We start from the raw sequence: 24,821 nt of genomic DNA on the forward strand, positions 1-24,821 counted from the left end.
AGTATATTACAATTTTTGGATCAGGTTTTGGCATATGTGTTATGTCCGTATTTGTATCGGATACTTTCAAAAGTAGAAATTTAAAAAAACACATATGAACACTACAGTTTTAACTCAGAAAAATGTTTGTGCCTTTTTAGGATTAATCATGGCATTGACGATTGTATGGACAGCTAATGCGCAGGGAGCGACATTGCAAGGTGAGCAGGTAAATGAAATTGCTGCTATGGAAAAATTGGAAATTGCTGAGCAACAAGAATTATTTGTTGAGATCGATCTTATCAACATCAAGCCTGAGCCTACAGCTACTTTTATCAACAAACACGGTGAAGTAGTAGCTGAGTTTTATGGAGATAAAGCGGAACTAGAGCAAAGATTCAAAGGCCTTTTTAAGAAGTGTGATTTCATCACAGCCTCAGGCAAACACGAGTTTTACCTCGTCAGTTAAAATTTTGATTGTTTGGTTTAATGATAGAAAAAAAGGTGAGTCATGCTCACCTTTTTTCTGTTTGATCAAACGATAAATGTTTGATTAACTTTCCGTAATGGTATTCAACTTAGCTAGAAAGCTATTGTAATATTGTCTTCCGACTTGTACTACAGCGCCAGACTCTAGGGTGATTTCTTTGGTATTGAAGTTTTCGATCTGCCCCAGTTGTACAATGAACGATTTTTGTACTCTTAAGAACAAATGCGAAGGAAGTTTTTCTTCCATGTCCTTCATAGATTTTCTGATGGTGTAGTTCCTATGTTTGGTAAAAATCGTGACCATGTTGCCGTTGGCTTCTACATAGTAGATGTCGGTATAGGGAACCTTCTCGTATGCATTATCGGCTTTGATGTAAACTGCATCAGTGACCAAGTAAGGGCTTTCATCTTTTGACTTTACAGAAGCTGCGTCTGATACAGGGTTTACGCGCTTGTTGTACAGTACGATCTCTACGATAGCATGGATATCATTCGTGTTGAATGGTTTTACGATAAAGCCGGCAGGGTTGATTCGTTTGGCTCTTTCGATGATGGTAGGATCAGAATATGAAGTTACAAATACCAATGGTGCATCGACCATTTGCTTTAGGATTTCACCAAGCTCGATACCATCTTTGTCACCTTTCAGCTTGATATCCATAAAAATCATATCAGGTCTATACTTCTTGATGATTTTGATGGCCTGATTGGCAGAATTGGCAATATCAATATTGACATAACCTAAAAGCTCGAGAATCTCCTCGATATTTTCTGCAATATTTACATCGTCCTCGACGATCAGAATTCTTTCCTCTTTCATATATGGTTATGGGAAATATGGCGTGATTACTGTGAACAAATCAATTTTTGTGTATACGAAATTAAACAATTCTATTTACAAAATATAGTTTGGAGAATCAATAGTTTTCCCATTTTTCTGATTTTTTTATGTCAAAGAGTCATTATAGACTCATCATATCCTTGAATCTAGCTGCTTGTCTCCTGCTGACTTCAATTCTATCACCTCCTTTGAGCGTCACTACCAGACCTCCATTGAACCAAGGTTCAATAGCCTCTACCCAACTCAAGTTGATAATGTGCTTTCTACTCGCTCTGAAGAATGATTTTTCATCTAGTCTTTCATCTAGCGCATTGAGTGACTTATGAATCATCGGCTTATTGTTGTCAAAATACACCTTGATGTAGTTCCCATCGGATTCAAACAAGCGTACATGCTCCAATTTGACAAACCAACACCTATCACCGTCTTTGACAAATACTTGATCATTCAGCGTAAGCTTTTTACCTCCATTGTCTTTCTCGGATTCTGATGATTTTTGATTTTGATCCGTGAGTTTTTTCTGAAGTCGCTCTATGGCTTCGCCTAACCTTTTTGGTTCTATGGGCTTTAGCAAATAGTCTAAAGCATTGACCTGAAAGGCTTTCAAGGCATATTCATCATAGGCAGTAGTGAAGACCACATGCGGTACATTGTCCAATTCTTCCAAAAGGTCAAAGCCGGTTTTTTCAGGCATCTGAATATCTAGAAAGACCACATCAGGTAGGAGGTTATCGATTTTCTCCTTGGCATCATCCACATTATTGGCTTCGCCGATTACTTCTACATGGTCATATTGAGATAATAAATTGATCAGCTCTTTTCTGGCTAATCTTTCATCGTCTATTACAAGTGCTCGCATTTCTTTGAAATTTTAACCTAATGTAAGGTTTTGTTTTGGAATTTTTATTTCAGTGATGACAAAATCGCTCCCAGAATTGAATATTTTGAAGGATGCCCGCTCTCCATAGATCAATTTGAGGCGTTGTATTGTATTGGTGATGCCGTGGCCTTCTCCATCTTTCTTCTTACCAAATGGCTGACCTTTGAGTTGACCGCTATTTTTCACTTGGATATATAAGTCGTCTGTCAGGCCTTCATAGCATTTGATGATGATTTCTCCGCCCTTTACCCTGTTGGAAATACCATGTTTGATGGCGTTTTCTACGATTGTTTGAAGCATCATCGGAGGAATTCTGTAATCAAACGCCTCTGGCTCTACTTCATATTTCACAGTCAATCTTTCTTCAAACCTGATCATTTCTAAGTTGAGGTAGTCCTTCACCGTATTGAATTCATTTTCGAAATCAATCACCCGTTTTTTATCCATCATCAGGGAAAATCTCAGGATGTTTGATAATTGGGTGATGGCTGATTTCGCCTTGACAGGATCCTCATCTACCAAAGCCCTTACGCTATTCAGTGCATTGAATATGAAGTGAGGGTTGAGCTGAGACTTGAGGTGATTGAGCTGTATTTCGTTGATTTTAGCCTTGTACTTGAGGGATTGGTTGTAGTTATCCAAAAAGTGGAAAATAAAATACAACATCACCCAAAGCGAGTAGAATAGAAAGCTGACAAAAGTATTGACTGCTAAGACTAGCGGCCTGAGGTCCATACTTGGAATCAGCGTATCAAATACAAGGTTGATGATGATCTGAGCGATGGTATTGGACACGCCTAGGGCGAGCAGCGCCAAGAAAGTATTCCAGATCAGTTGTGAAAAGCTCAGACTAAACCAGCCATATTCCTTGATGACATAGCGAAGTCCATGTGTAGATATCAAATAAAAAGCAGCAAGCGTAAAAAAGGCACCTGTTTGTACTGGAGAGATTCCTCGCTCAAGGGATACAAAGAAAAGGTTGATCAGCGCAAAGCCAGACCAACCCAAGACTTGTAATATCCAGTATAATTTGATTCTATTCATGCCCAAACTCAAAGATAAGGAAGCTAAAGTTAGTCTTATATCCTATTATGTCAATGGGTAAATAGCTTGTTTGATTGACAAATCGTCATTTTAGTTCTACTTTAAGAAACTTGGCGGTATAGCTTTTCTTATTTTTAGCAACCTCCTCAGGCGTACCTTCTGTTACAATTTGCCCTCCTTGATTTCCTCCTTCTGGACCCATATCGATAATATGGTCGGCTACTTTGATGATATCTAAGTTGTGCTCAATGATCAAAACAGTGTTCCCTTTGTCTACCAATTTGTTCAGCACTTGCATCAGTAGCTCAATGTCTTGAAAGTGGAGTCCCGTACTTGGCTCATCTAAGATATAGAAGGTTTTTCCAGTATCTTTTTTGGATAGTTCTGTGGCCAATTTGACTCTTTGAGCTTCGCCACCAGAAAGGGTGGTGGCATGCTGACCCAAGGTGATATAGCCCAAGCCTACCTCGTTGAGGGTTTGTATTTTTCTAAGAATTTTGGGCTGAAACTCAAAGAATTCTACAGCTTGCTCAACGGTCATATCCAATACATCGGAGATTGATTTTCCTTTGAAACGCACTTCTAAGGTTTCTCTGTTGTATCGTTTACCCTTACAGGTTTCGCAAGGAATATGAACATCTGGCAAGAAATCCATTTCGATCAGCTTCATACCAGCACCTTCGCAGTCCTCACACCTGCCTCCCTTGACATTGAAACTGAACCTGCCTGGCTTATACCCGCGGATTTTTGCTTCTGGGAGCTCGGTAAATAGCGCTCTAATATCAGTAAATACCCCTGTATAAGTCGCTGGATTAGACCTTGGTGTTCTACCGATCGGTGACTGATCTACTTCTATTACTTTATCGAGATGCTCTAATCCTTTGATTTCTTTGTAGGCAAGAGGCTCTTTTTTGGAATTGTAAAAATGACTATTCAATAATGGATACAAGGTCTCGTGGATCAAGGAGCTTTTGCCCGATCCAGACACGCCAGTGACACAGATCATTTTGCCTAGAGGTAGTTTTAAATCTACTTTTTTCAAGTTATGGCCTTCAGCTCCTTTTAGGATCAAAACTTCCCCATTGCCTTTTCTTCGGGATTTTGGAACTTCGATTTTGAGTTCGTTGGAGAGGTATTTGGCAGTGATGCTTTTTTGATTCAGGAAATCTGTAGGTGTACCTGAGGCGACGATCTGCCCTCCATGTCTTCCTGCGCCAGGGCCAATATCCACCACATAATCTGATTCTAACATCATGTCCTTGTCATGCTCCACCACAATGACAGTGTTGCCCAAATCACGAAGATCTTGGAGTGCTTTGATCAGTTTGACATTGTCCCTTTGGTGCAGTCCAATACTGGGTTCATCCAGAATATAGAGTACGCCAACCAGTTGTGTACCTATTTGAGTGGCTAGTCGGATTCGCTGAGCTTCTCCACCAGAGAGGGTTCTCAGCGGTCTATTGAGCGAAAGGTAATCAAGACCAATATCTAGTAGAAAGCCAATTCTCTTTCTGATTTCCTTGAGGACTTCCTTCCCAATCACTTGTTGACGGTCTGTCATCCGCAATTCTATGTTTGCAAACCATGATCCAAGGGTATTGATGTCCATCATTGCCAGCTCACCGATATGTTTTTCCGCTATTTTGAAGTGTAGCGCTTCTTTCTTTAATCGGTAGCCTTCACAATCAGGACAAGTCTTGGTAGTAGTGTATTCACTGACCCATTGTTGAATTTTGTCAGAGCTTCCTTCTTGATGCTTGGTCAGGAAGTTGATGATCCCTTCGAAAGTAGTGGTCCACTTGGTGCCAGGATACTTGACAGAGTCAACCTCAACCTCCTGTTTGTCGCCATAAAGCAAAACATCTATGACCTCTTCTGGAAGCTTGGAAATTGGAGTGGAGATACTGCATTTGTACCGCTTGAGGATGGCATCGATTTTTTTGAATATCCAGATATCTCGGTATTCACCAAGTGGAGCTATCCCTCCCCTGCTGATACTGAGTTTGGGGTCAGGTATGATGTTTTCCTTGGTGATTTCTTCGATCACACCCAACCCATTGCATGTTGGGCAGGCCCCATAAGGGCTGTTGAAAGAAAAGTTGTTTGGAGCTGGTTCGTCGTATGAAAGTCCTGTAGTGGGGTCCATCAAGTATTTAGAAAAATGATGGATATTACCCTCTTCATCTCGAAGCATGATTACTCCTTTGCCATGTTGCAGGGCTGTTTTCAGGGATTGAGTAATGCGATATCGGTCTTCTTCCTCTGCAATGATCCTGTCTATGACGATTTCAATATCATGAATTTTGTACCGATCGACCTGCATTTTTGGCACCATCTCCATGACTACGCCGTCCACACGTACTTTGGAGAAGCCCATTTTTCTGATCTGCTCAAAAAGCTCTCGATAATGTCCTTTTCTACCTTTGACTACAGGGGCAAGGATGTAGAGTTTTTTACCAGCAAAGTTTTCAAAAAGCTGCTCGATGATCTGATCTTCCGTTTGTCGGATCATTTTATGGCCAGAGAGATAAGAAAAGGCTTCACCAGCTCTAGCATAGAGCAATCGCATGAAATCATAAATCTCGGTGACTGTTCCTACGGTAGAGCGTGGGTTTTTAGAAGTGGTCTTTTGTTCTATAGAAATCACTGGGGAAAGGCCATTGATCTTATCCACATCAGGCCTCTCCATACCTCCCAAAAATGACCTCGCATAGGCCGAAAAGCTCTCCATATACCTACGCTGACCTTCGGCATAAATGGTGTCAAATGCCAAGGAGCTTTTTCCACTACCACTCAAGCCCGTGATGACTACAAGCTTGTTGCGGGGAATTTCAATATCGATATTTTTGAGGTTGTGCTCGCGGGCACCGTATATTTCGATGAATTCTTCTTTGTCGGCGATAGTTTCTGTCATGAAGGGCTAATCCTTTAGATTTCAAGCTTGCAAAAATAGGGATTTAATAACTGCCATCCCAAGATGCATTGCGATTGATAAACCTATTTTCGAGGGATATAGTTTAGCAGTAAGTTCAATGAATCAAAGAGTATTGATTTAGCTTTTCTGAACTTCCTTGGCTTTGAGTTCTTCGAGTTCCTCACCTGTGACTGTTGATTTCAAGCCAGATAATACCAGTTGCCACCAATAGTAAAACATGGACTTGTGTTTGACTCTTTTTGCATAGACTGGCCCTTTTCTTAGCTCGCCATTTTTCTTTGGGTTTTGGGACTTGATGATGACTTTGCTGGCTAGAAAGGAGCCTATTTTTCTGAGAATATTTTTATCCTTTTGGTAATCTTCATTGAGCAGCTCGATTTCTAAGTCGTCATAGCGGACGATAACTTCTCCATAACCATCATAGTCATTTGCATAGATATTGAAATCAAGTCGATTGATCATTCCTGCTTTAAGGCTGATTTTTGCTTCTGGTTCTATCATGGTATTGACCTCCTTGAGCGCCATAGGGCCGAGTGTACCTCGTAGATGGAAGTTGCCCAAACTATCATCCAGTGCATAATTGAGATCAAGGTTAATCTTTCCTTTTCCCATCAGCAATGCATCAGCCTTGAGGGACAATTCATTGCTTTCCTGTCCGTTTTCTAAGTTGCTGAGCTCACTGATTTCGGCATTTAGATTGGAAAAGAAAAGGTGTGCAGTTCTTGGTGTGCTTTTTTCAGGTTGTTCTTCTATTCTCAAATATCCATTTTTCAAGATCGTATTTCTTATAGCCATGGGAACATTGATGGTCTGAAAAATCTCGTGAACCATAGCTGGTCTTCTTTCCATGTCTTCAGGGATTTTTTTATTGTTGAATACTTCAAGGTGAATTTGGCTGATTTTTAAGCTATCAATTTCTATGATGCCTCTTTTGAGAAATGCCTCAAAGTTCATCCCAGTGATATCCATTTTTCCTTCTTTGAGCTGAAGCCAAGGTTTTCTCAGTTTGAAGGATTGGGTGTAGGGAAATTTCTCAAACTTGTTGATGACTGAAAAGTCCTCTATAGCTAAACCTTGATCCTCAGTATCAAAGGATAGGCCTTTGATGGCGACTGTTTGTCTGAATTCATCAAAGTGTAAAGCTACTTCAGTGATTTGTCCATGGATGTTCTTTACACCAAAAAGCGCATTAGGATCTGCAAGATCCTCTTTGGTAAATTGAAAATTCTCAACATTGACCGATAAGTTTTCAATGTTGAGTCTTATAGAATCAGAGTAAAGGTCTTTATTTTCAAGATTGAAGTTGTGGAGGATGATTTGATTTGCTGCAATCATATCATAATCCTTTCTTTCTCTTTTTTCTGTCCTGCTTTCCAAGTTTAGCGAGTCGATAGGAGGAGTGACACTTTTTATTTGTAAGTTTTCTAGATTAGCGGAGTCAATGGCTATGGTGTTGTTAAATAGAAAATTTTTCCATTTGAACCCTGTGATTTTAGCATGGCTGAGGAGCAGGTCAAAGCTTGCTTGATCTGAGCGTAAGTCTTGCGTAGGCTTGATCTTGATATCTTCAATGTCCAAGTAGGTTCCAGCATAATTGTAGTCCAATTTGATATTTCCAAAGCTTACGTGGTGATTCTCAAAGCCACTCGTCCTGGTGATCATATTGCTGACAATAGAATCAGCATTTTGATTCAGATAGACATTGATCAAAAAAGGGATACCTCTGAGGGCTAGGATCACTACAACCAAGGCCAATAGGGCAATTATTGTCCATTTCTTCATAAAAATTCTCTGAAAAGTTAAGTTTGTAAGGTATGAATATAGAAAAATTTAGCACTAACTGCAATCTGATTTCAAGCTCACCTTGTTCAGGAGCAAGTGATATTGGCTAAGAAATTTAGCTAGGAAGCTGAATCGTATAAACTTTCCCTCTAGCCGTTCTTAGTTTATCAGATCGGAGCCAAGGGTTATACAACTTAAGTGACTTGTAATTGCTATTGTGTTTGATAGACCAATCTGCAAGGCTGCTGATATTGTCACTTACGACGATTTCTCTGAGATCAGGCATTTGATAGTAGTCCGTTTGCTTGAGATTGAATCCGTATTTTTCAGAGTTTTCAAAAATTTCTTTGAATGCCAAAAGTCTGAATACATATCGACTTGTTTCGTCATTGAGCAGCAGGTCGTAGTAGTTATTTTGCTTTTGTTCAGATTTTCTACGAGAAAGGCCACTCATGCCCATATTGTAGCTGGCAGCTACTGAGGTCCAGTTTCCAAATCTAGCATAGGCAGATTTGAGGTATTTGCAGGCAGCGAGTGTGGATTTTTCGAGATGATATCTTTCGTCTACATCATTGCTGACCTCAAGATTATATTCTTTGGCAGTGTTTGGCATAAACTGCCAAAAACCCCTAGCTCCTGCTGGAGAGACTACATTCATCAGCCCTGACTCGGCCATGGCCAGGTATTTGAAATCTTCGGGGATCCCGTTTTCTTTGAGGATTTTTTCGATGATAGGTAGGTATTTGCCAGAGCGCTTCATCAATAGAATCATATTGGATTGCCAATAGGCGTTCACGTAGATTTCCCGCTCAAGACGCTCTCTGACATCCTCTATGTCTAAAGGTACATTTTCTCCTGCAAAGCTGATCTCCTTTGGTAGTTCAAAAAGCTTGGCTCTATTATCTGGGATTTGTATCCTGATATTTTCGCCAGTTTCTTGTTGAAGATAGATTTCCTCATAAGGAATTTCGGGTTCGTCTTGCTGCCCAGAAGGCAACAAAACGAGCCCAAAAAGGAGGACAATCAGCCCATAGATGATGAAAAGATGATACCTTCTCAAAATTAATAGTTTGGTGACAATAGATATTTGCTGTAGAAATCATCGATCACTTTCACAGCATCAGTTGGATTATCAACGATGGAGAATAGATCCAAGTCTTCCGCATTGATGTTTTTCTCTGCGAGCATGGTGTCTTTCAACCAATCTACCATTCCAGACCAATACTTCTTACCTACAAGTACGATTGGGAACTTTCCAATCTTATTTGTTTGAATCAATGTTAAAGCTTCAAACAATTCGTCCAATGTTCCAAAACCACCAGGTAATACAATGAATCCTTGTGCATATTTCGTAAACATCACTTTTCTTACGAAGAAGTAATTGAATGTAATCAGCTTGTCTGGATCAATATAGATATTGTTGAATTGCTCAAATGGTAGAACAATATTCAGACCAACAGACTTTCCATTTTCAGAATGTGCTCCTTTGTTACCAGCTTCCATGATACCAGGTCCGCCACCTGTGATGACTCCATATCCATGCCTTACAAGCTTGGCAGCTATTTCTTCTGCCATTTTGTAAAAATGATGATCTCTTGGGGTTCTTGCAGAACCAAATACAGATACACAAGGTCCGATTTTCGCTAGTTTTTCGAATCCCTCTACAAATTCAGACATCACTTTGAAAATGGCCCAAGAGTCGGCACTCTTGATTTCATTCCAATCCCTTTCTTTGAATGCTTTGCGGATTCTTTCTTCTTGTTTTGGGTCTATTTGACCGTTATTTTCACTCATAATTTTTAATCTTTAATTAAAAAACGATTTAAAGTGGCTCAAAAGTTATTTTAAGCGTGTAAAGTTAGATTTTTCTTTTAGAGAAGTAAAACAAACCTTGGTAATAATGGATTTTAGTCCAAAAAAGTTGCATTCAAAAATACTTGTTGCTTTAGATGGTTAGAGGTATTACTTTCGCAGACTTTTATTTTCGATCTTATGAATTTACGTGAAAAGTCCCTGGAAGTCAGGAAGGTATTTGAGGATCTTGATGTTGAAATCAAGGCCTTCATGCAGGCTAGTCAGCTTTCTTGTATAGCTGGGTGTGGGGCTTGTTGTGCCAATCCTAATGTGCATGCATCGGTGCTTGAATTTTTACCCTTGGCTTTTGATTTATACGAAAAGGGAAAAGCTGATAAAGCGCTAGAGTTATTAGGTGAAGTGGGTGAAGATGCCAATTGCATAATTTACAAATCATTCAGCGTGGATTCGAAGTCTGGATTTTGCTCTGATTATGCAAATCGTGGTATGATTTGCCGCTTGTTTGGTAGTGCTGCTAGAAGAAATAAAGAAGGAAAAAAAGAACTGATCACCTGCAAAATCATCAAGGAACAAAAATCTGAAGCATATCACCAAACTGCTGCTGCGATCAAGGAAGGTGCAGCAGTTCCATCGAGTGGAGATTTTTATTCACAGCTATATAATATTGATTTTCAGTTGACCAAGGAGCAATTTCCAATCAATATTGCCATTAGAAAGGCTATAGAGACAGTATTGACTTATATGTTTTATACTGAAAACAATGAACCTGAGGGGATAGATAATTTTTGATGCCAGCTTTTTGCCGTATATTGTAGTCAATTGTAATTAAAGGAATTTTTAAAAAACTACATCTATGCTGAACGTTTCAGAAATCGTACAGACCATCAAGCAGCTGATAGAAGTAAGAATTCAGCTTGTCAAAAATCAGGTCGAAGAGCAGTTTTCGGAAGTCTTATCTAGGATCTTTATTCTGGTTTTGATGGGGCTAGCTTCTCTGATGATCTTATTATTTGCTAGTATATCATTAGCTTTTTATATCGGGGAGAAGCTATATTCTCCATATATGGGGTTTTTATATGTGAGTTTACTTTACTTGCTGCTCTTCGTGTTTCTATTTTTGCTGAGAGAGTCTGATGGCTTAATTTCATCCTTTAGGGCTTTTTTCAGAGCTTTTTTATTTCGAAACAAAAAGCAATAAGCCATGCAGGATGATTTAAAGAAAAAAGCGGAGGAGCTTGAGCAAACTTTACAAGCACAGATGAACTTACTCAAATCTGATTCTCAAGATTGGGTAAAAGTAGGTGCAGGAGTCTTTGTTGGTGGATTGGTTGCCTTTGGTCTAGTCAGTGCCTTCAAAGGCAAGAAAAATAAAAAGACAAAGAAAGTCATGGCTGTGCTCGAGAGGGAAGGCTTATTGGACGAGGAAATCGCTGAAAAGCTCACGGCTAAAAAGCAGTCAGGTTTTATGGGCAGAATGGCGGCAGTTTTAATTCCGATGGCCATTGCTTATGCTAAAGATAAATTTTTGAACAATTACCTTCAATCTCAGGAAGAAGAAGATGAAGCATAGTGCTGTCACTGACAAGATTTTATCTAATTACCGAGAGGGAAGAAAGGCTATCGCTTGGCTTATTGACCCCGATAAGTTGGCTGACAAAGCTGACTTTCTGGCTCAACTTAAGATTGTACAGAGACACCACCTTGATTTTATTTTTATTGGTGGGAGTTTGGTTGAGAGTAATGGCACCGAAGAGATCATCGCTACGATCAAGCAAATTGACACTACTATTCCAGTGATCTTATTTCCAGGAAATGCAAGTCAGTTTACACCTAATGCAGACGCAATCCTGTTTCTTTCCTTGATTTCGGGGCGTAATCCTGAATTTTTGATTGGTCAACATGTGACAGTGGCTCCTTTATTGGCAAAAAGCAAAATGGAAGTATTACCGACAGGCTATATGCTAGTAGATGGGGGAGTGACTACCAGTGTGAACTATATTTCCCAAACTATTCCCTTACCAAACAATAAGCCTGAGATTGCACTTGCTACTGCTTTGGCGGGTTCATTTTTAGGTCTGAAGTATTTTTATTTGGACGCAGGGAGTGGTGCTCAAGTACCTGTTTCCAGTTCCATCATTCAAGCAATCAAAAGTCAAATTGACGCTCCCCTGATCGTAGGCGGAGGACTCAATACGCTGGACAAAGTAAAATCATCCTTCAAAGCTGGGGCTGATGTTGTGGTCATCGGCAATGGTGCAGAAAAAAACCTCAGTCTATTGACCGAGGTTTTGGAATATGTGCATGTTCTCAATTTATCCTTGAACATTAATTAAAGATTCTCTTCTACGCATTTTGCCTGCTGGCAAACCATACATCATTTTGAATCTGCGACAGAAGTAGGCGGTGTCCTTATAGCCAACCTCTTTACCGATATCTCTGATGCTCTTTTTGGAAGTTCTGAGTAATTCTACTGCTGCTTCCATACGCTGATATTCGATGTAGTCCTGTGGATTGATACCCGTGAGCATTTTGAAATATTGGCCTACATAATCCTCGGATACATTGGCCACTTTAGCAAGTACTTTATTAGATAGATCTCCACCAATGTTCTTTTTGATGTAATTGAACATTTCTATTAGTCTAGGGTCTTTGAAATAAGTACTGTTGGTAGAAAGCTCTTCAACAAATAGTCTATTTTTCAAAATATGGCGGACGATTTCGATTACCAAAAGCTCTGTGAACAGTTTCAAAACACGCTCTTTTCCTGGCGTATGTTGTTCTGACTCTTTTACAATATCTTCTAGTATAGTTGCAATCTGATCATTGAACCTGATTACAAATGGAGGAATACCGAGTGAATTGAAGAAATTCACAACATCGAATACTTTTGCTTCAAAATTGACTATGGTGACACAGTCTTCTTCAGCATTTTTGATGTCTTTGAAGCTGATAGTTTGCAGGTATTTTCTTTTGTTATCCAAAAAAGACTCGTTGCTCAAATCTGTCTTCTTGGAAACTGCTCCAAATGAAATATTGGTTTTCCTACCTGCCGGGATAAAGAGAATTTCTCCTTCATTGACACCTTCTCCTTCCTCGGAGAATTTTAGAGAACCTTGGTGTAAGAGTATTGCTGTATTTTCTGAATCACTAAAATCTGAAATGCTTACAGCTTTCTCAACTTTGTAGTTATTGCCCTTTAAGAAGCGCACTCCTACTGATTCGATGACTTTATTGTAAAATTCCATGAATAAAGGCTTTGTGGTTTTATTGTAAAACTATGATAAAAATTTTATTCACAATGGAATAATTTGATAAAAATTTCATGTAAAAAAGAAAAAGGGCAAAAAAATTGGATTTTTTGCCCTTTTTTAGACTTGAAAATTGGATTATCTTAAAATACCACGGGATATAACTATTTTTTGAATCTCGCTAGTCCCCTCATATATCTGTGTGATTTTAGCATCACGCATCAATCTTTCTACATGGTATTCCTTGACATAGCCATATCCTCCATGTACCTGAACAGCCTCTACACTCACATCCATAGCTACTTGAGAAGCATATAATTTTGCCATCGCAGAAGCGTGGGCATAATCTTGACCTTGATCTTTGAGCCAGGCAGATTTGATGACCAGCAGTCTAGCCGCTTCAATATTGGTGGCCATATCAGCAAGTTTGAACTGAATCGCTTGATGCTGACTGATTGGTTTTCCAAATGCTTTTCTTTCTTTGGAATATGCCAAAGCCAATTCATAAGCCCCAGAAGCTATTCCCAATGCCTGTGCGGCGATACCAATTCTTCCACCATTGAGTGTTTCCATGGCGAAAGTAAATCCGAAGCCTTCCTCTCCAATTCTATTCTCTACAGGAACTCTTACATCTGTAAACATCAAAGAATGTGTATCAGATCCTCTGATGCCTAGCTTATCTTCTTTTTTACCAATGATGAATCCATCCCAACCTTTTTCGACAATAAAGGCAGAGATGCCTTTATGACCTTTGGCTGGATCGGTTTGAGCGATGACTAGATATACGCTAGCGGTGCTGCCATTAGTAATCCAATTTTTGGTACCATTCAGAATATAATGATCTCCATCCTTGACAGCCTCTGTTTTTTGAGAAGTAGCATCAGAGCCTGCTTCTGGCTCAGATAGACAAAATGCACCGATGATTTCTCCTGTTGCCAATGGTTTCAGGTATTTTTCTTTTTGAGCTTCTGAACCATATTTTTCCAAGCCCCAGCAGACCAGAGAATTGTTCACAGACATAGATACAGATGCCGAGGCATCGATCTTGGAGATTTCTTCCATTGCCAATACATAGGAGACCGTATCCATACCACCACCGTTGTATTTGGGATCCACCATCATGCCCATGAAGCCTAATTCTCCCATTTTTTTGATTTGTTCGTGGGGAAACTTAGCCTCAGTATCTCTATCGATAACACCAGGCAATAATTCAGTCTGAGCAAATTCCCTCGCTGCGTCCCGCACTGCTAAGTGCTCCTCTGTATAGTCGAAATTCATATATATATTTGGGTTAAGTAATTTTCCGCTTGAAAGATAATTCAAAAAAATAAGAGGCACAATTACTTGCGCCTCTTATGTAAACTGATTTGTGAGATTTTGGTTTCCGTTTTTTTTAGTCTCTATTTCCGAAGAAAATAAAGATGTAATAAGCTAATGTAGCCAAGGAGGCTAAGGCTGCAACTACATAAGTCATTGCTGCCCATTTCAATGCGTCTTTGGACATGGCATATTCTGAGCGTGTCACGATGTTTCTTTGGTTTACCCAGGCCAATGCTCTCCGACTTGCGTCAAATTCTACAGGAAGTGTTACTAAAGTAAATAAAGTCATGATACCGTAAGCTCCTACCACGATGAATCCGATGATTTCATAAGGAAGTCCAATGAAAAAGCCACCCAATAGAGAAGCAATCAAGACGATATTTAGAATTTTACCACTTGCATTTTGGATTGGTACCATAGCTGAGCGCATCTCTAACCAAGTGTAAGCGGTAGCATGCTGAATGGCGTGACCACATTCGTGCGCTGCTACTGCTGTAGCGGCAGCATTTCTACCATAATATACATCTGGGCTTAAGTTGACAGTTCTATTGGCAGGATTGTAGTGATCAGATAACTGACCTTCCACACAATTTACGGACACATTAGAAATATTATTGTCCGCAAGCATCAATTCTGCGACCTCTTTTCCTGAAAGGTTTGCTTGAAGTGGTGTTTGAGAATACTTTTTGAATTTGCTTTTCAGCCTGTTGCTCACCACGAATCCTAGGACTCCGAATACAACGACGATAAGAATAATCATAGCTTTTGTTTTATTTTAAACTGCTTTTCAATACGAATTTAAGAAGTTTTGGGTTCTTTGTTTGCAGTGATTTTGAAGAAAATACCGAAAGCTAATAAGCCGATGGCAATAATCGTCAAAACTTGAGAGCCATGAATGATGGCTGCAAAGATTTTTCCCTGATCTTCTGATAAACCATACCTGATCAAAATGAAGGCCACAAGTGCATGAAAGGTTCCAATACCTCCCTGTACAGGAGCTATCATGCCAATACTACCCATTACCATGACCATCAATACGGACCTAGGTGACAGACTGGCAGTAGAAGGAATGGCAAGAGCTACAGCATACATGGTAAAATAGTAGGTAAACCAAATCGCGATAGAAGATGCCCAAAAGCCCACTTGATTTTTTACTTTACTTACAGATATAAGGCCTTTGATCAAGTCTCTGATGAAGTGTCGAAGCTTTTTGATCAAACTATTGTCTCGATACCTTTTGAATAAGAAGTAGAAAAATAAGGCAGCGACCATTAAACCGCCGATAAAAATTGGTAGGATGCTACTGATCTTATCGAATAAGTCTACTAAAGAAACCAAATCGGTAATCAAGGTTATAAAGAGGGATCGCTCCAGAAAGAAAGCCAAGAATATCGTGGAGGCCATAAAGAGTAAATCAATGGTGCGCTCTAATATGACAGTACCGATCAGCTTACCCATTTCCAAGCCCTCGGTTTTCTGAAGGACTCCACAGCGGGCTACCTCCCCAGCTCTTGGAATGATTAGATTTGCCAAGTAGCCTATCATCAGTGCCCAGAAAGCCCGCAATGTTCTGATCTGACGCTGCTCACCAGCGTCTAATAGAAGCTTCCATCGCCATGCCCGGAGCCAAAAACCCCATAGAGCAATTAGAATAGAAGCTCCCATCCAAGCCCAAGAAATTTCCGAAACTACTTGGGATAGTTCGCTGATGCTGATATCCTTGTATAAAAACCAAAAGATCCAGATCGCCACTCCTAGAGATAGCAAGACCTGGATCCATTGTTTGATGTTAAGTTTCAAAATTTAGATGACTTTATTGTGGTCATCTGGGAAGATGACTACGGGTTTATATTTTTTGGCTGCCTCGAAGTCCATTGAAGCATAAGAAATGATGATCACTACATCTCCCACTTGTGCTTTTCTCGCAGCTGGACCATTGAGACAGATCATTCCACTTCCTCTCTCACCTTTGATCACGTATGTTTCTAGTCTTTCACCATTGTTGATGTTGACGATCTGGACTTTTTCGTTTTCAATGATATTGGCAGCATCCATCAGGTCTTCATCGACTGTAATGCTTCCTACATAGTGAAGCTCGGCCTGTGTGATTTTTACCCTATGGATTTTAGATTTTAATATTTGGATATGCATGACTCAAATTTTGCGCAAAACTAATCAAATTATTTCGAGATTGTCTATCAGCCTCACTTCACCGATATATGCTGCGGTACAGATCGATACTTTCTTTTGGTTTTTGATCCCTTTGAGTTTGATCAAAGTATCGGTATGTACTAATTCAAAATATTCCAATCTAGCTTGGGGCTCGTCATGGAATCTTTTAGTGACTTTTTCTTTGATTTCAAACCAATTTTGTCCAGCTAATAGTTCATCTTTTGCAAAAAGCATACACTTGTAAAGGATCGTTGCCGTAAGCCGATCTTCTTTGCTAAGTCGGATATTTCTTGATGACATGGCAAGCCCATCATTTTCCCTGACGGTGGGCACTGTGATGATTTCTACATCAAATGAAAGATCAGAAACAAGCCTTTTGATGATGGCAACTTGCTGCAAATCCTTCTGACCGAAGTAGGCTTTGGAAGGTTTAACAATATTTAACAGTTTGGAAACCACCACTCCTACACCATTAAAATGACCCGGTCTAAAGGCTCCTTCAAGGGTTTTATCAAGGTCTCCGAAGTCTATTTTTAGGAGAGTTTCGGTAGGGTACATTTCAGAAACACTTGGTAAAAAGACAAAATCTACTCCATTTTCTTCCAAAAGTTTCAAGTCTTCTTCTAAAGTAATTGGATACTTTTCAAAGTCTTCTTTGTTATTGAATTGCGTAGGATTGACAAAAATAGATACAATCACCGCGTCAGAAGATAATTTTGCATTTTCGACCAAAGACAAGTGGCCATAATGGAGTGCTCCCATAGTAGGAACAAAACCTATGGTTTTTTGACTTTTTCTAAGAATGTCTAGTGCTGATTTTACTTCGTTTTTGGTCCTGAGAATATCCACGATTTGCCTGAGTTGTCAAATGTAAAATAGCCGCAAAGCTATGTCATTCCTCAGAAAAACAATGGATTTGCGGGATTTTTTTTGTAACTTTGTAGTCCCGTATTATCCCTCAACAAAAAATAACAAGATATGTCCAAACTTCGTATCCTCTACGTTGCAAGTGAAATCAATCCATTCCTACAAACTTCTGAAGTTGCCAATTTCGTGAGGGCTTTGCCTCAGGCCATGCAAGAAAAAGGTATGGAAATTCGCATTCTTGTTCCTAGATTTGGCTTGATCAATGAAAGAAAGAACAGGTTGCACGAGGTAGTGAGACTTTCTGGAATCAACATCGCAGTTGGTGAGGAAGAAAAACCATTGATTATCAAAGTAGCATCTATACCCAATGCAAAGCTTCAAGTTTATTTTATAGACAATGAAGACTATTTCCAAAGGAAGAGCGTTTTCCACGACAAGCAGGAAAAGTTCTACGAAGATAATGACGAAAGAGCCATTTTCTTCTGTAAAGGTGTAATTGAGACTGTGAAAAAATTAGGATGGGCTCCTGACGTAGTACATTGTAATGACTGGATGACCAGCTTGATACCAATGTACTTGAAGACCACCTACAAAAATGAACCTTTGTTCAAAGATACAAAATCGGTATTTGCTATTTATAATACCGGATTTAGCCATAAATTTGGCGACGATTTATTTGAGAAAGTTAAGATGGTGGATATAGACGACAACATCTTGGCTCCTTTGAAATCCAAAGACTATGAAGGTTTCCTTAAAATCGGAATGGAATATGCCGACATGGTCATCAAAAGCGAGGATATCTCAGATAAGTTGACACAATTAATTGAAGATTGCTCTAAAGACAAGAAGTGTGAGATTAACAGCGAAGAAGACGAACAACTTTTTGAAAGTTACTACAACATCTATACTGACCTGGCCGGCTAAAGCGGTTGCAGGGCTATTTGTCACATTATCCATCGCGAGTTCTTGCAGTGATCCTTCCAGTATCGGACTGGACTTGGATCCCAACAATAATCAGATAGGGGTTTTCTATGCAGAAATACCCCTTTCTGCTTCTATGGTTTTGCTTGATTCTTTCAATACCACCAATGCGGGTGCAATGGTGATTGGTGGTGGAACAAGCGATTTCTTTGGTGCTACTGAAGGGATAGGTTTTTCAAGACTAGCTATCAACCCAGCAGGAGCAAGACCCGAGCAAAACGCGGTTTTAGATTCTGTGAAATTCAATTTTCAAATTGAATCAGTCATCGGCAATGACCTTAGTACGCCAAAGAGTATTTCTGTACACTTGCTCAACGAGCGGATATTGGATACCACCTACTATAATTTTGACCGATTGGAATTTGATCCTCAGCCAATCGCCCAGGGCAGTTTCAATTTTGCAAATAGACAAGATACTTTGGTCTCAGTGCAAATGGAGTCTGGCTTTTCTCAGTTTATCTTCGATGAATTGAAAAAAGGAGATGCATTTAGGGACATTTTTACTTTTAGAAATTTGATCCCAGGTATTGCCTTCCAAGGCAATACAGGTGAAGAGGCTTCTACTGCAATAAGAGTCGGTAATACTACAGGTATCATCGTTTATTATAAAAATGTAGGGGATACTGTTTCAAGAGGTTACGCCATTTCCACAGCTCAGTCTCGTCATTTCAATTATGTGAACAACGACAGGACTGGAACACCAACGGCCGTGATCACCGAACCGGGACAATCTTATGATGTAGGCCCTAAAGTAGGTACCAAATCAAATGTAGGTTTGTTATTGAGACTGGATACTAGTCCTATAGATGCCTTTCTAGATACTTTGCAGAACGTAACATTCAATGACATTGAGCTGGAAATAGGTCCATTGAAAAGCAATATTGCTACCAACCGACCTCCTACATCCATGATTATGTTTTTTGCCAGTGAGAATAATACGATTTTGACGGGTCCTGAAGGACAAGAGTTTTCGGTACAGCAAGAAGGGAGACCTCAGTTGGTTACAGAAAATGGTGTAGCTAGACCAGCCACTTCGGCACCAACTTATCTTGCTTATAGTAGCAACTCTAATCTTTACAGGCAGAAGATCACATCTTACATGAACGCTGTATACAGATTAGGTTTGCAGCGAAATGATTTCTTACTTTATCCAGCCACTCCTCAACCAGGCTCTGGAGATATTTTCAAAAGATCGTTTAGAGAATTTGTAGTGGATCAAAATGACATTAAATTGAAAATATATTATTCTAAAATCAGGGCATTTTAGCACGTGATTTTGGGGTGTCAAACTGTGCGAGACCCAAGCTAAATTTTGTTTTTGGAGGAATCCAAATTTGAGAATTTAGGTTGGGTTTTTGCTTTCTTATTTCTAAAAGGTTTAACTTTATTCTTTAATCATTTTTGCATATGTGTGGAATAGTAGCTTATGTAGGGCAACAAGAAGCGTTGCCAATAATCATCAAAGGACTCAAGAGGCTAGAATATCGTGGTTATGATAGTGCAGGTATTGCACTGATCAACCAAAAAGGTCTCAATGTCTACAAGAAAAAGGGAAAAGTATCTGAATTGGAAAACCACCTGACCAGCCAAGGTGAGCTCCATTCGACTATTGGAATTGGACATACCCGTTGGGCTACGCATGGTGAGCCTAATGATGTCAATGCACACCCGCATTACTCAGCGAGTGAAAAATTTGCGATGATTCACAACGGGATCATTGAAAATTATGATGTATTGAAGACAGACTTGAAAAACAGAGGGTATACCTTTCAGAGTGAAACAGACTCTGAAGTTTTCATGAAGTTTATCGAGGATATTCACAAAAACAACAATTGTAGCCTTGAAGAAGCGGTGAGGCTCGCTTTACACAAAGTAGTAGGCGCTTATGCGATTGTCATCATGAATATCGAAGAGCCTGATACCTTGATTGCAGCTAGAAAAGGATCTCCTTTGGTGATAGGTGTTGGTAAAAATGAATATTTCCTTGCATCTGATGCAACCCCAATTATTGAATATACCAATCAAGTAATTTATTTGGATGATTATGAAATTGCTGTCATTAGAGATGGCTCTCTTCAGATCAAGACCATCGAAAATGTAGAGACCAACCCTTACATCAATCAGCTCGAAATGGAGCTCGAGGCAATAGAAAAGGGAGGTTATGAGCATTTTATGCTCAAGGAAATTTTTGAGCAACCGAGGTCTATTGCAGATTGTATGCGAGGAAGGCTAGATGCCAAAAATGGTCGCTTGGTCCTGGGTGGTCTCAGGGATTATATGAACAAGTTTCAAAATGCGGACAGGATCATCATCACAGCTTGTGGTACTTCTTGGCATGCGGGCCTGGTTGCAGAATATTTATTTGAAGAATTTGCTCGTATTCCTGTAGAGGTAGAGTATGCTTCTGAGTTCAGATATAGAAATCCAGTTATCAGTGAAAAAGATTTCGTAATTGCGATATCTCAGTCTGGTGAAACTGCTGATACGCTTGCAGCGATTGAGTTGGCCAAATCCAAAGGCGCGACTATTTTTGGTGTATGTAATGTGGTAGGTTCATCTATTGCGAGAGCGACCCATGCGGGGAGCTATACCCATGCGGGACCAGAGATCGGAGTAGCATCTACCAAGGCATTTACAGCTCAGATTTCTGTGTTGACAATGATGGCATTGATGCTTGGTTATCAAAGAGGCACCCTCACTGAAAGCAAATATGTACAATTACTCAATGAACTAGAAACCATTCCAAGTAAGGTAGAGCGTACGCTCAAAATGAACCCGAATATTGAAGCGATCTCTGCTGAATATAAAGATGCTAGAAACTTCCTCTATTTAGGTAGAGGGTATAATTTCCCAGTTGCCTTAGAAGGCGCATTGAAGTTGAAGGAGATATCATATATCCACGCAGAGGGATATCCTGCAGCAGAGATGAAGCATGGTCCTATTGCCTTGATTGATGAGGAAATGCCAGTAGTTTTCATCGCCACCAAGGATAACTCATATGAAAAGGTGGTGTCGAATATTCAAGAGGTAAAGGCTAGAAAAGGAAAAATCATAGCTGTAGTCACCGAAGGAGATACGGTAGTAAGAGGTATGGCAGACCATGTCTTAGAAGTACCAGATACTGCTGAGGCTTTTGTTCCCCTTCTTTCAGTAATTCCTTTGCAGATCCTATCTTATCACATCGCTGTGATGAGAGGCTGTAATGTGGATCAGCCGAGGAATTTGGCTAAGTCAGTTACGGTAGAGTAATAAAACAAGAAACCCAGCTTAAAAGCTGGGTTTCTTGTTTTATTATTAAGCGATTTTTAATCTCAGCTCTCCTTTTCTTTTGAAGATCTTGAGATCAAAATATTGATTGATAAAAGCCTTGCATTGATTTTCAGACCATTCTGCCCGAGAGTCTGTGTCGAACAGGATGGTCATTCTCAGCATGGTCTTTACAAATTGCTCGTGTTGACCCAGTTCTCTAAGCCAGAGGGTCAATTGCCTAAACCAATCTTCCTGGAATTTATCAAAATGGCTTCGTCCATCAAATAACAGTTCAAGCTGATTGTCTCCATACTTGTACCTGTATACACCACAGAGTTGGTGATAGATGATTTTCAGACGGTCTGTAGGATATTCATATGCATCAATGATCTGATTAAAAGTATTGTCCATCAGCATCAATGGATTGTAAAGTGCTGTGTAGGATTTTTTTAACTCATATACCATCAGCTCCAAAGATTTTTCTTCCATGGCAGTCTGTGCTTGCCGCAGGATATAATTTTTGTCTAAAGGAAAGAGTTTCTGAATCATTGTCAATTAAATATCCTGCAAAATACGTCATTTAAAGAGATAATTAAAACAAAAGCCTTGAATTGTATGCTTTAAAAATTTTAATCTCAACAATATTTTGAGCGCCTACTTTTAAGAAGTAAGTGCATATTTATCAAGTTTAATAACCTCCTACTATCTATAATCCTATATTTTCAATGGAGAAATATAGAGACGAAGCTCAAATTGATTTGTATTCAAATCATAAAATTATTAAAATTGACTTGTTGTTGAATCAAATTGATCTTATTTTTGATTTAGATTCAAATCAATCTGTATGGAAGAGTTGTTGAAGTATCAGGGAAATTTATTAAAAAATTTCCAAAGCAGCTGGTATAGATACTTGTATAAAGATTTGCTAGTAAAGGAAAGACTCCTAGGAATTAAAGGTTTGAGAGGTGTTGGTAAAACCACTCTTTTGTTACAGCATTTGAAGGAAATTCTAGATCAGGGAGAAAAAGGATTATATGTAACAGCTGAACATCCTTATTTCTATAATCAAACGTTATTTGAGCTAGCATCTCTCTGGTATAGCTATGGGGGAAAGGTTTTGTTGGTGGATGAAATTCATAAATATCCCGATTGGTCTAGAGATCTTAAATTAATTTACGATGGATTTCCTGAATTGAGGATGATATTTACCAGTTCGTCAGCATTGGATCTTTATCGTGGGGAAGCAGACCTGAGCAGAAGATTGGAAACTCAAATTTTACATGGACTATCTTTCAGAGAGTACCTTTCTTTATATCATCAAATTTCTCTTGAACCAATAGATTTTCAAGACATTATTGAAAACACGTTGAGTATTTCAGATGGACTTATAAAAAAAATTGGTGAACCAGTATTGCCCCTTTTCAAAGAGTATCTTCAGGCAGGTTATTTTCCCTTCACCAAAGACCTGAAGGCTGAAAGAATTCCTCAAAGATTGATCCAAATAATCAACACAGTCCTAGAAAGTGACCTTTCTGCCATTCAGGGTTATAATGCATCCAATGTCATTAAAATCAAGCAACTTCTTGGAGTGATAGCTGAAAGTGTTCCTTTTGAGCCTAACATTTCAAAAATTGCAGAGAAAATGCATCTTGGAAGACAAACTGTAAATATTTACATCAAGCATCTAGAAGATGCAAAAATTTTGAATCTACTCTATGAACAAGTTAGGGGGATTAGCCAATTGCAAAAACCAGGCAAAATTTATTTTGAGAATCCCAACTTCCTTTTTTCTCTACAAGTGAATCCTTCTATTGGTACAGTTAGAGAAACCTTTTTCATGAATCAACTCAGAAATAGTGGACGCATTGTAAGTATAAGCAAAAAAGGGGATTTTCTCGTAGATGAAAAATATACCTTCGAAATTGGAGGAAGAAATAAGAATAAGACCCAAATCAAAAATGTGGAAAATTCATTTTTAGCTTTAGATGATATGGAGTATGGAATTGGAAACAAGATACCGCTGTGGTTATTTGGGCTTTTGTATTGATTACCCCCATTGCTTCAATTGTCCATCTCTTAGAGATTCATTGGCCATTGCAATTGCGATAGCCGTCTGTCCACCATTGATGATATTTGAATAGGGAAGAGCTTGCTCCTCTATGCATCGATAGAAATCAATTAGCGCATAGTAGCTACCATCTTTTAGGGGTTCGTCGATTAGCCTAATTGCCTTTTTGTCTTCCATCCAATTTAGTTTGGTTGCCCCAGAGACTCCATCTACCTGTTGCAATTCTTCTATATGGTTTTCTTCTGGATAGAAGTAGCCATCATTAAAGAAAAGAGAAATGGTGCCTTTATTTCCCCTAATCTTAAAGACATATCCTTCGTGAGCATTGCTACAAGTAGCACCAAAGTTGCCGATCATACCAGCATCTTCATACCTGGCTAGAATTTGCACATTATCGTGGGTTTCTCTACCATCTTTGAAATAATCAATTCCTCCTGTTGCGAAGAGACTATTTGGCTGTGTTTCAAATGCCCAATTGATAAAATCAACCTGATGAGATAGTAATTCTGCTGCTAGGCCACCGGAGTATTCATGATACATTCTCCAGTTTATCATCCTTTCAAGCTCTGGACTTGGTACATGCCTCCTCCAGTTATTGTTTCTATCCCAACGAACTTCTACTTGAGTGACTTTACCCAAATACCCCGCTTGGATGTAGTCTTTTACCTTGAAGTATAGAGGGGAATAGCGATACTGATGACCTATTTGTATGGTTTGCTTGGGATGATTTGAGGCAATCTTCTGCAGCGCAATAGACTCTTGAGCTGTGTGAGTCATGGCTTTTTCTAGATAGATATGCTTGCCATTTTCTATTGCTGTTTTAGCATGTTCAAAGTGCATGGACAGAGGTGTACAGATAAAAATGATATCTAGATTTTTGTCCTCAGCCATCTGCCGATGTTCTTTGTATTGTTTAATTTTGGAAGTATCTCCATGATTTTTCAATGCTGCAAGCCTAAAGTCAAGGGTATCACATACAGCATTTACCTCAAAATATTCGGGTAGATTGTTAATTACATCATGAAGTCCTGTTCCACGACTTCCATAACCTAAGATCCCTACTTTGTAGGTTTTTTTGATAGCTTGATGGATGGCAAATGCAGGAATCGTACTTGCCAAACTGACCATTGCGCTTGTTTTGATAAAATCTC

At 39.3% G+C, this 24,821-nt stretch carries 24 protein-coding genes; 9 read left to right on the forward strand and 15 right to left on the reverse strand.

The annotated features are described in order from the left end of the window. Nucleotides 1–94: 94 nt before the first annotated feature. A complete protein-coding gene (locus BW935_RS02810) occupies nucleotides 95–448 on the forward strand; it encodes a hypothetical protein (protein WP_076498393.1) in 354 nt (117 codons plus the stop codon). A gap of 84 nt (nucleotides 449–532) precedes the next feature. Here the strand turns inward: BW935_RS02810 and BW935_RS02815 are convergent, their stop codons facing one another. The 7 genes from BW935_RS02815 to BW935_RS02845 form a co-directional block, all read right to left on the reverse strand. After that, nucleotides 533–1,288, reverse strand: coding sequence for a LytR/AlgR family response regulator transcription factor (locus BW935_RS02815; protein ID WP_076498395.1), 756 nt, complete (start codon nucleotides 1,286–1,288; stop codon nucleotides 533–535). 142 nt (nucleotides 1,289–1,430) lie between these two features. Next, nucleotides 1,431–2,168, reverse strand: a complete 738-nt coding sequence (locus BW935_RS02820) for a LytR/AlgR family response regulator transcription factor (RefSeq protein ID WP_076498397.1) — start codon at nucleotides 2,166–2,168, stop codon at nucleotides 1,431–1,433. Between the two features lie 12 nt (nucleotides 2,169–2,180). Further along, on the reverse strand, nucleotides 2,181–3,233 hold the full coding sequence (locus BW935_RS02825) for a sensor histidine kinase (protein WP_076498399.1): 1,053 nt from the start codon (nucleotides 3,231–3,233) through the stop codon (nucleotides 2,181–2,183). Nucleotides 3,234–3,318: 85 nt separating this feature from the next. Then, on the reverse strand, nucleotides 3,319–6,147 hold the full coding sequence (gene uvrA, locus BW935_RS02830) for an excinuclease ABC subunit UvrA (protein ID WP_076498401.1): 2,829 nt from the start codon (nucleotides 6,145–6,147) through the stop codon (nucleotides 3,319–3,321). 138 nt (nucleotides 6,148–6,285) lie between these two features. Then, the gene (locus BW935_RS02835; RefSeq protein WP_076498403.1) at nucleotides 6,286–7,950 is read right to left on the reverse strand and encodes a hypothetical protein; all 1,665 of its coding nucleotides are present in this window, start codon (nucleotides 7,948–7,950) and stop codon (nucleotides 6,286–6,288) included. Nucleotides 7,951–8,065: 115 nt separating this feature from the next. Then, nucleotides 8,066–9,010 carry a lytic transglycosylase domain-containing protein gene (locus BW935_RS02840; RefSeq protein WP_076498405.1) on the reverse strand — a complete coding sequence of 315 codons (945 nt, stop codon included), beginning with the start codon at nucleotides 9,008–9,010 and terminating at the stop codon, nucleotides 8,066–8,068. Between the two features lie 2 nt (nucleotides 9,011–9,012). Next, the gene (locus BW935_RS02845) at nucleotides 9,013–9,744 is read right to left on the reverse strand and encodes an LOG family protein (RefSeq protein ID WP_076498407.1); all 732 of its coding nucleotides are present in this window, start codon (nucleotides 9,742–9,744) and stop codon (nucleotides 9,013–9,015) included. 198 nt (nucleotides 9,745–9,942) lie between these two features. On the opposite strand from BW935_RS02845, the gene BW935_RS02850 reads away from it, so the two are divergent. From BW935_RS02850 to BW935_RS02865, 4 genes are all read left to right on the forward strand, one after another. Beyond that, nucleotides 9,943–10,554, forward strand: coding sequence for a YkgJ family cysteine cluster protein (locus BW935_RS02850; protein ID WP_076498410.1), 612 nt, complete (start codon nucleotides 9,943–9,945; stop codon nucleotides 10,552–10,554). Between the two features lie 64 nt (nucleotides 10,555–10,618). After that, on the forward strand, nucleotides 10,619–10,963 hold the full coding sequence (locus BW935_RS02855; protein WP_076498413.1) for a phage holin family protein: 345 nt from the start codon (nucleotides 10,619–10,621) through the stop codon (nucleotides 10,961–10,963). Nucleotides 10,964–10,966: 3 nt separating this feature from the next. Beyond that, a complete protein-coding gene (locus BW935_RS02860) occupies nucleotides 10,967–11,335 on the forward strand; it encodes a hypothetical protein (protein ID WP_076498415.1) in 369 nt (122 codons plus the stop codon). Further along, on the forward strand, nucleotides 11,325–12,098 hold the full coding sequence (locus BW935_RS02865; protein WP_076498417.1) for a phosphoglycerol geranylgeranyltransferase: 774 nt from the start codon (nucleotides 11,325–11,327) through the stop codon (nucleotides 12,096–12,098). Before BW935_RS02860 ends, BW935_RS02865 begins: the two co-directional genes overlap by 11 nt. Here BW935_RS02865 and BW935_RS02870 read toward each other — a convergent pair. The 6 genes from BW935_RS02870 to panC all read right to left on the reverse strand — a co-directional run bounded on the left by BW935_RS02870 (nucleotide 12,078) and on the right by panC (nucleotide 17,354). Further along, nucleotides 12,078–13,010: a helix-turn-helix domain-containing protein gene (locus BW935_RS02870; RefSeq protein WP_076498418.1), complete on the reverse strand. Its 933-nt coding sequence runs from the start codon at nucleotides 13,008–13,010 to the stop codon at nucleotides 12,078–12,080. The two genes, BW935_RS02865 and BW935_RS02870, sit on opposite strands and share 21 nt — an antisense overlap. Before the next feature lie 141 nt (nucleotides 13,011–13,151). Beyond that, nucleotides 13,152–14,291 (reverse strand): acyl-CoA dehydrogenase, encoded by a 1,140-nt coding sequence (locus BW935_RS02875; RefSeq protein WP_076498419.1) that lies wholly within the window; start codon nucleotides 14,289–14,291, stop codon nucleotides 13,152–13,154. Nucleotides 14,292–14,406: 115 nt separating this feature from the next. Further along, complete coding sequence (locus BW935_RS02880) at nucleotides 14,407–15,093, reverse strand: zinc metallopeptidase (RefSeq protein WP_076498420.1); 687 nt, start codon at nucleotides 15,091–15,093, stop codon at nucleotides 14,407–14,409. Nucleotides 15,094–15,131: 38 nt separating this feature from the next. Beyond that, complete coding sequence (locus BW935_RS02885; protein WP_076498421.1) at nucleotides 15,132–16,133, reverse strand: lysylphosphatidylglycerol synthase transmembrane domain-containing protein; 1,002 nt, start codon at nucleotides 16,131–16,133, stop codon at nucleotides 15,132–15,134. A 3-nt stretch (nucleotides 16,134–16,136) separates the two neighbouring features. Next, nucleotides 16,137–16,484 (reverse strand): aspartate 1-decarboxylase, encoded by a 348-nt coding sequence (gene panD, locus BW935_RS02890; RefSeq protein WP_076498422.1) that lies wholly within the window; start codon nucleotides 16,482–16,484, stop codon nucleotides 16,137–16,139. A gap of 24 nt (nucleotides 16,485–16,508) precedes the next feature. Further along, nucleotides 16,509–17,354 (reverse strand): pantoate--beta-alanine ligase, encoded by an 846-nt coding sequence (gene panC / locus BW935_RS02895; RefSeq protein ID WP_076498423.1) that lies wholly within the window; start codon nucleotides 17,352–17,354, stop codon nucleotides 16,509–16,511. Between the two features lie 129 nt (nucleotides 17,355–17,483). Here panC and BW935_RS02900 point away from each other — a divergent pair, with 129 nt between their 5' ends. From BW935_RS02900 to glmS, 3 genes are all read left to right on the forward strand, one after another. Then, nucleotides 17,484–18,296: a glycogen/starch synthase gene (locus BW935_RS02900; protein ID WP_076498425.1), complete on the forward strand. Its 813-nt coding sequence runs from the start codon at nucleotides 17,484–17,486 to the stop codon at nucleotides 18,294–18,296. Then, the gene (locus BW935_RS02905) at nucleotides 18,256–19,620 is read left to right on the forward strand and encodes a DUF4270 family protein (RefSeq protein ID WP_245802628.1); all 1,365 of its coding nucleotides are present in this window, start codon (nucleotides 18,256–18,258) and stop codon (nucleotides 19,618–19,620) included. Before BW935_RS02900 ends, BW935_RS02905 begins: the two co-directional genes overlap by 41 nt. Nucleotides 19,621–19,760: 140 nt before the next feature. Next, nucleotides 19,761–21,602: a glutamine--fructose-6-phosphate transaminase (isomerizing) gene (gene glmS, locus BW935_RS02910; protein WP_076498427.1), complete on the forward strand. Its 1,842-nt coding sequence runs from the start codon at nucleotides 19,761–19,763 to the stop codon at nucleotides 21,600–21,602. 45 nt (nucleotides 21,603–21,647) lie between these two features. Here the strand turns inward: glmS and BW935_RS02915 are convergent, their stop codons facing one another. Further along, on the reverse strand, nucleotides 21,648–22,151 hold the full coding sequence (locus tag BW935_RS02915; protein ID WP_076498429.1) for a hypothetical protein: 504 nt from the start codon (nucleotides 22,149–22,151) through the stop codon (nucleotides 21,648–21,650). Between the two features lie 295 nt (nucleotides 22,152–22,446). On the opposite strand from BW935_RS02915, the gene BW935_RS02920 reads away from it, so the two are divergent. Further along, nucleotides 22,447–23,649, forward strand: coding sequence for an ATP-binding protein (locus tag BW935_RS02920; RefSeq protein WP_076498431.1), 1,203 nt, complete (start codon nucleotides 22,447–22,449; stop codon nucleotides 23,647–23,649). Here the strand turns inward: BW935_RS02920 and BW935_RS02925 are convergent, their stop codons facing one another. Further along, the gene (locus BW935_RS02925; protein WP_245802629.1) at nucleotides 23,650–24,798 is read right to left on the reverse strand and encodes a Gfo/Idh/MocA family protein; all 1,149 of its coding nucleotides are present in this window, start codon (nucleotides 24,796–24,798) and stop codon (nucleotides 23,650–23,652) included. Nucleotides 24,799–24,821 lie beyond the last annotated feature (23 nt).

The sequence above is a fragment of the Belliella pelovolcani genome (assembly GCF_900156785.1).
GTDB classification, from domain to species: Bacteria; Bacteroidota; Bacteroidia; order Cytophagales; family Cyclobacteriaceae; genus Belliella; species Belliella pelovolcani.

Excerpts from the sequence above, each read along its gene's own strand:
- BW935_RS02810 (WP_076498393.1), top strand. The coding sequence starts at position 95 with ATGAACACTACAGTTTTAACTCAGAAAAATGTTTGTGCCTTTTTAGGA.
- BW935_RS02815 (WP_076498395.1), bottom strand. The coding sequence starts at position 1,288 with ATGAAAGAGGAAAGAATTCTGATCGTCGAGGACGATGTAAATATTGCA.
- BW935_RS02820 (WP_076498397.1), bottom strand. The coding sequence starts at position 2,168 with ATGCGAGCACTTGTAATAGACGATGAAAGATTAGCCAGAAAAGAGCTG.
- BW935_RS02825 (WP_076498399.1), bottom strand. The coding sequence starts at position 3,233 with ATGAATAGAATCAAATTATACTGGATATTACAAGTCTTGGGTTGGTCT.
- uvrA (WP_076498401.1), bottom strand. The coding sequence starts at position 6,147 with ATGACAGAAACTATCGCCGACAAAGAAGAATTCATCGAAATATACGGT.
- BW935_RS02835 (WP_076498403.1), bottom strand. The coding sequence starts at position 7,950 with ATGAAGAAATGGACAATAATTGCCCTATTGGCCTTGGTTGTAGTGATC.
- BW935_RS02845 (WP_076498407.1), bottom strand. The coding sequence starts at position 9,744 with ATGAGTGAAAATAACGGTCAAATAGACCCAAAACAAGAAGAAAGAATC.
- BW935_RS02850 (WP_076498410.1), top strand. The coding sequence starts at position 9,943 with ATGAATTTACGTGAAAAGTCCCTGGAAGTCAGGAAGGTATTTGAGGAT.
- BW935_RS02855 (WP_076498413.1), top strand. The coding sequence starts at position 10,619 with ATGCTGAACGTTTCAGAAATCGTACAGACCATCAAGCAGCTGATAGAA.
- BW935_RS02860 (WP_076498415.1), top strand. The coding sequence starts at position 10,967 with ATGCAGGATGATTTAAAGAAAAAAGCGGAGGAGCTTGAGCAAACTTTA.
- BW935_RS02865 (WP_076498417.1), top strand. The coding sequence starts at position 11,325 with ATGAAGCATAGTGCTGTCACTGACAAGATTTTATCTAATTACCGAGAG.
- BW935_RS02870 (WP_076498418.1), bottom strand. The coding sequence starts at position 13,010 with ATGGAATTTTACAATAAAGTCATCGAATCAGTAGGAGTGCGCTTCTTA.
- BW935_RS02875 (WP_076498419.1), bottom strand. The coding sequence starts at position 14,291 with ATGAATTTCGACTATACAGAGGAGCACTTAGCAGTGCGGGACGCAGCG.
- BW935_RS02880 (WP_076498420.1), bottom strand. The coding sequence starts at position 15,093 with ATGATTATTCTTATCGTCGTTGTATTCGGAGTCCTAGGATTCGTGGTG.
- panD (WP_076498422.1), bottom strand. The coding sequence starts at position 16,484 with ATGCATATCCAAATATTAAAATCTAAAATCCATAGGGTAAAAATCACA.
- BW935_RS02900 (WP_076498425.1), top strand. The coding sequence starts at position 17,484 with ATGTCCAAACTTCGTATCCTCTACGTTGCAAGTGAAATCAATCCATTC.
- glmS (WP_076498427.1), top strand. The coding sequence starts at position 19,761 with ATGTGTGGAATAGTAGCTTATGTAGGGCAACAAGAAGCGTTGCCAATA.
- BW935_RS02915 (WP_076498429.1), bottom strand. The coding sequence starts at position 22,151 with ATGATTCAGAAACTCTTTCCTTTAGACAAAAATTATATCCTGCGGCAA.
- BW935_RS02920 (WP_076498431.1), top strand. The coding sequence starts at position 22,447 with ATGGAAGAGTTGTTGAAGTATCAGGGAAATTTATTAAAAAATTTCCAA.
- BW935_RS02925 (WP_245802629.1), bottom strand. The coding sequence starts at position 24,798 with ATGGTCAGTTTGGCAAGTACGATTCCTGCATTTGCCATCCATCAAGCT.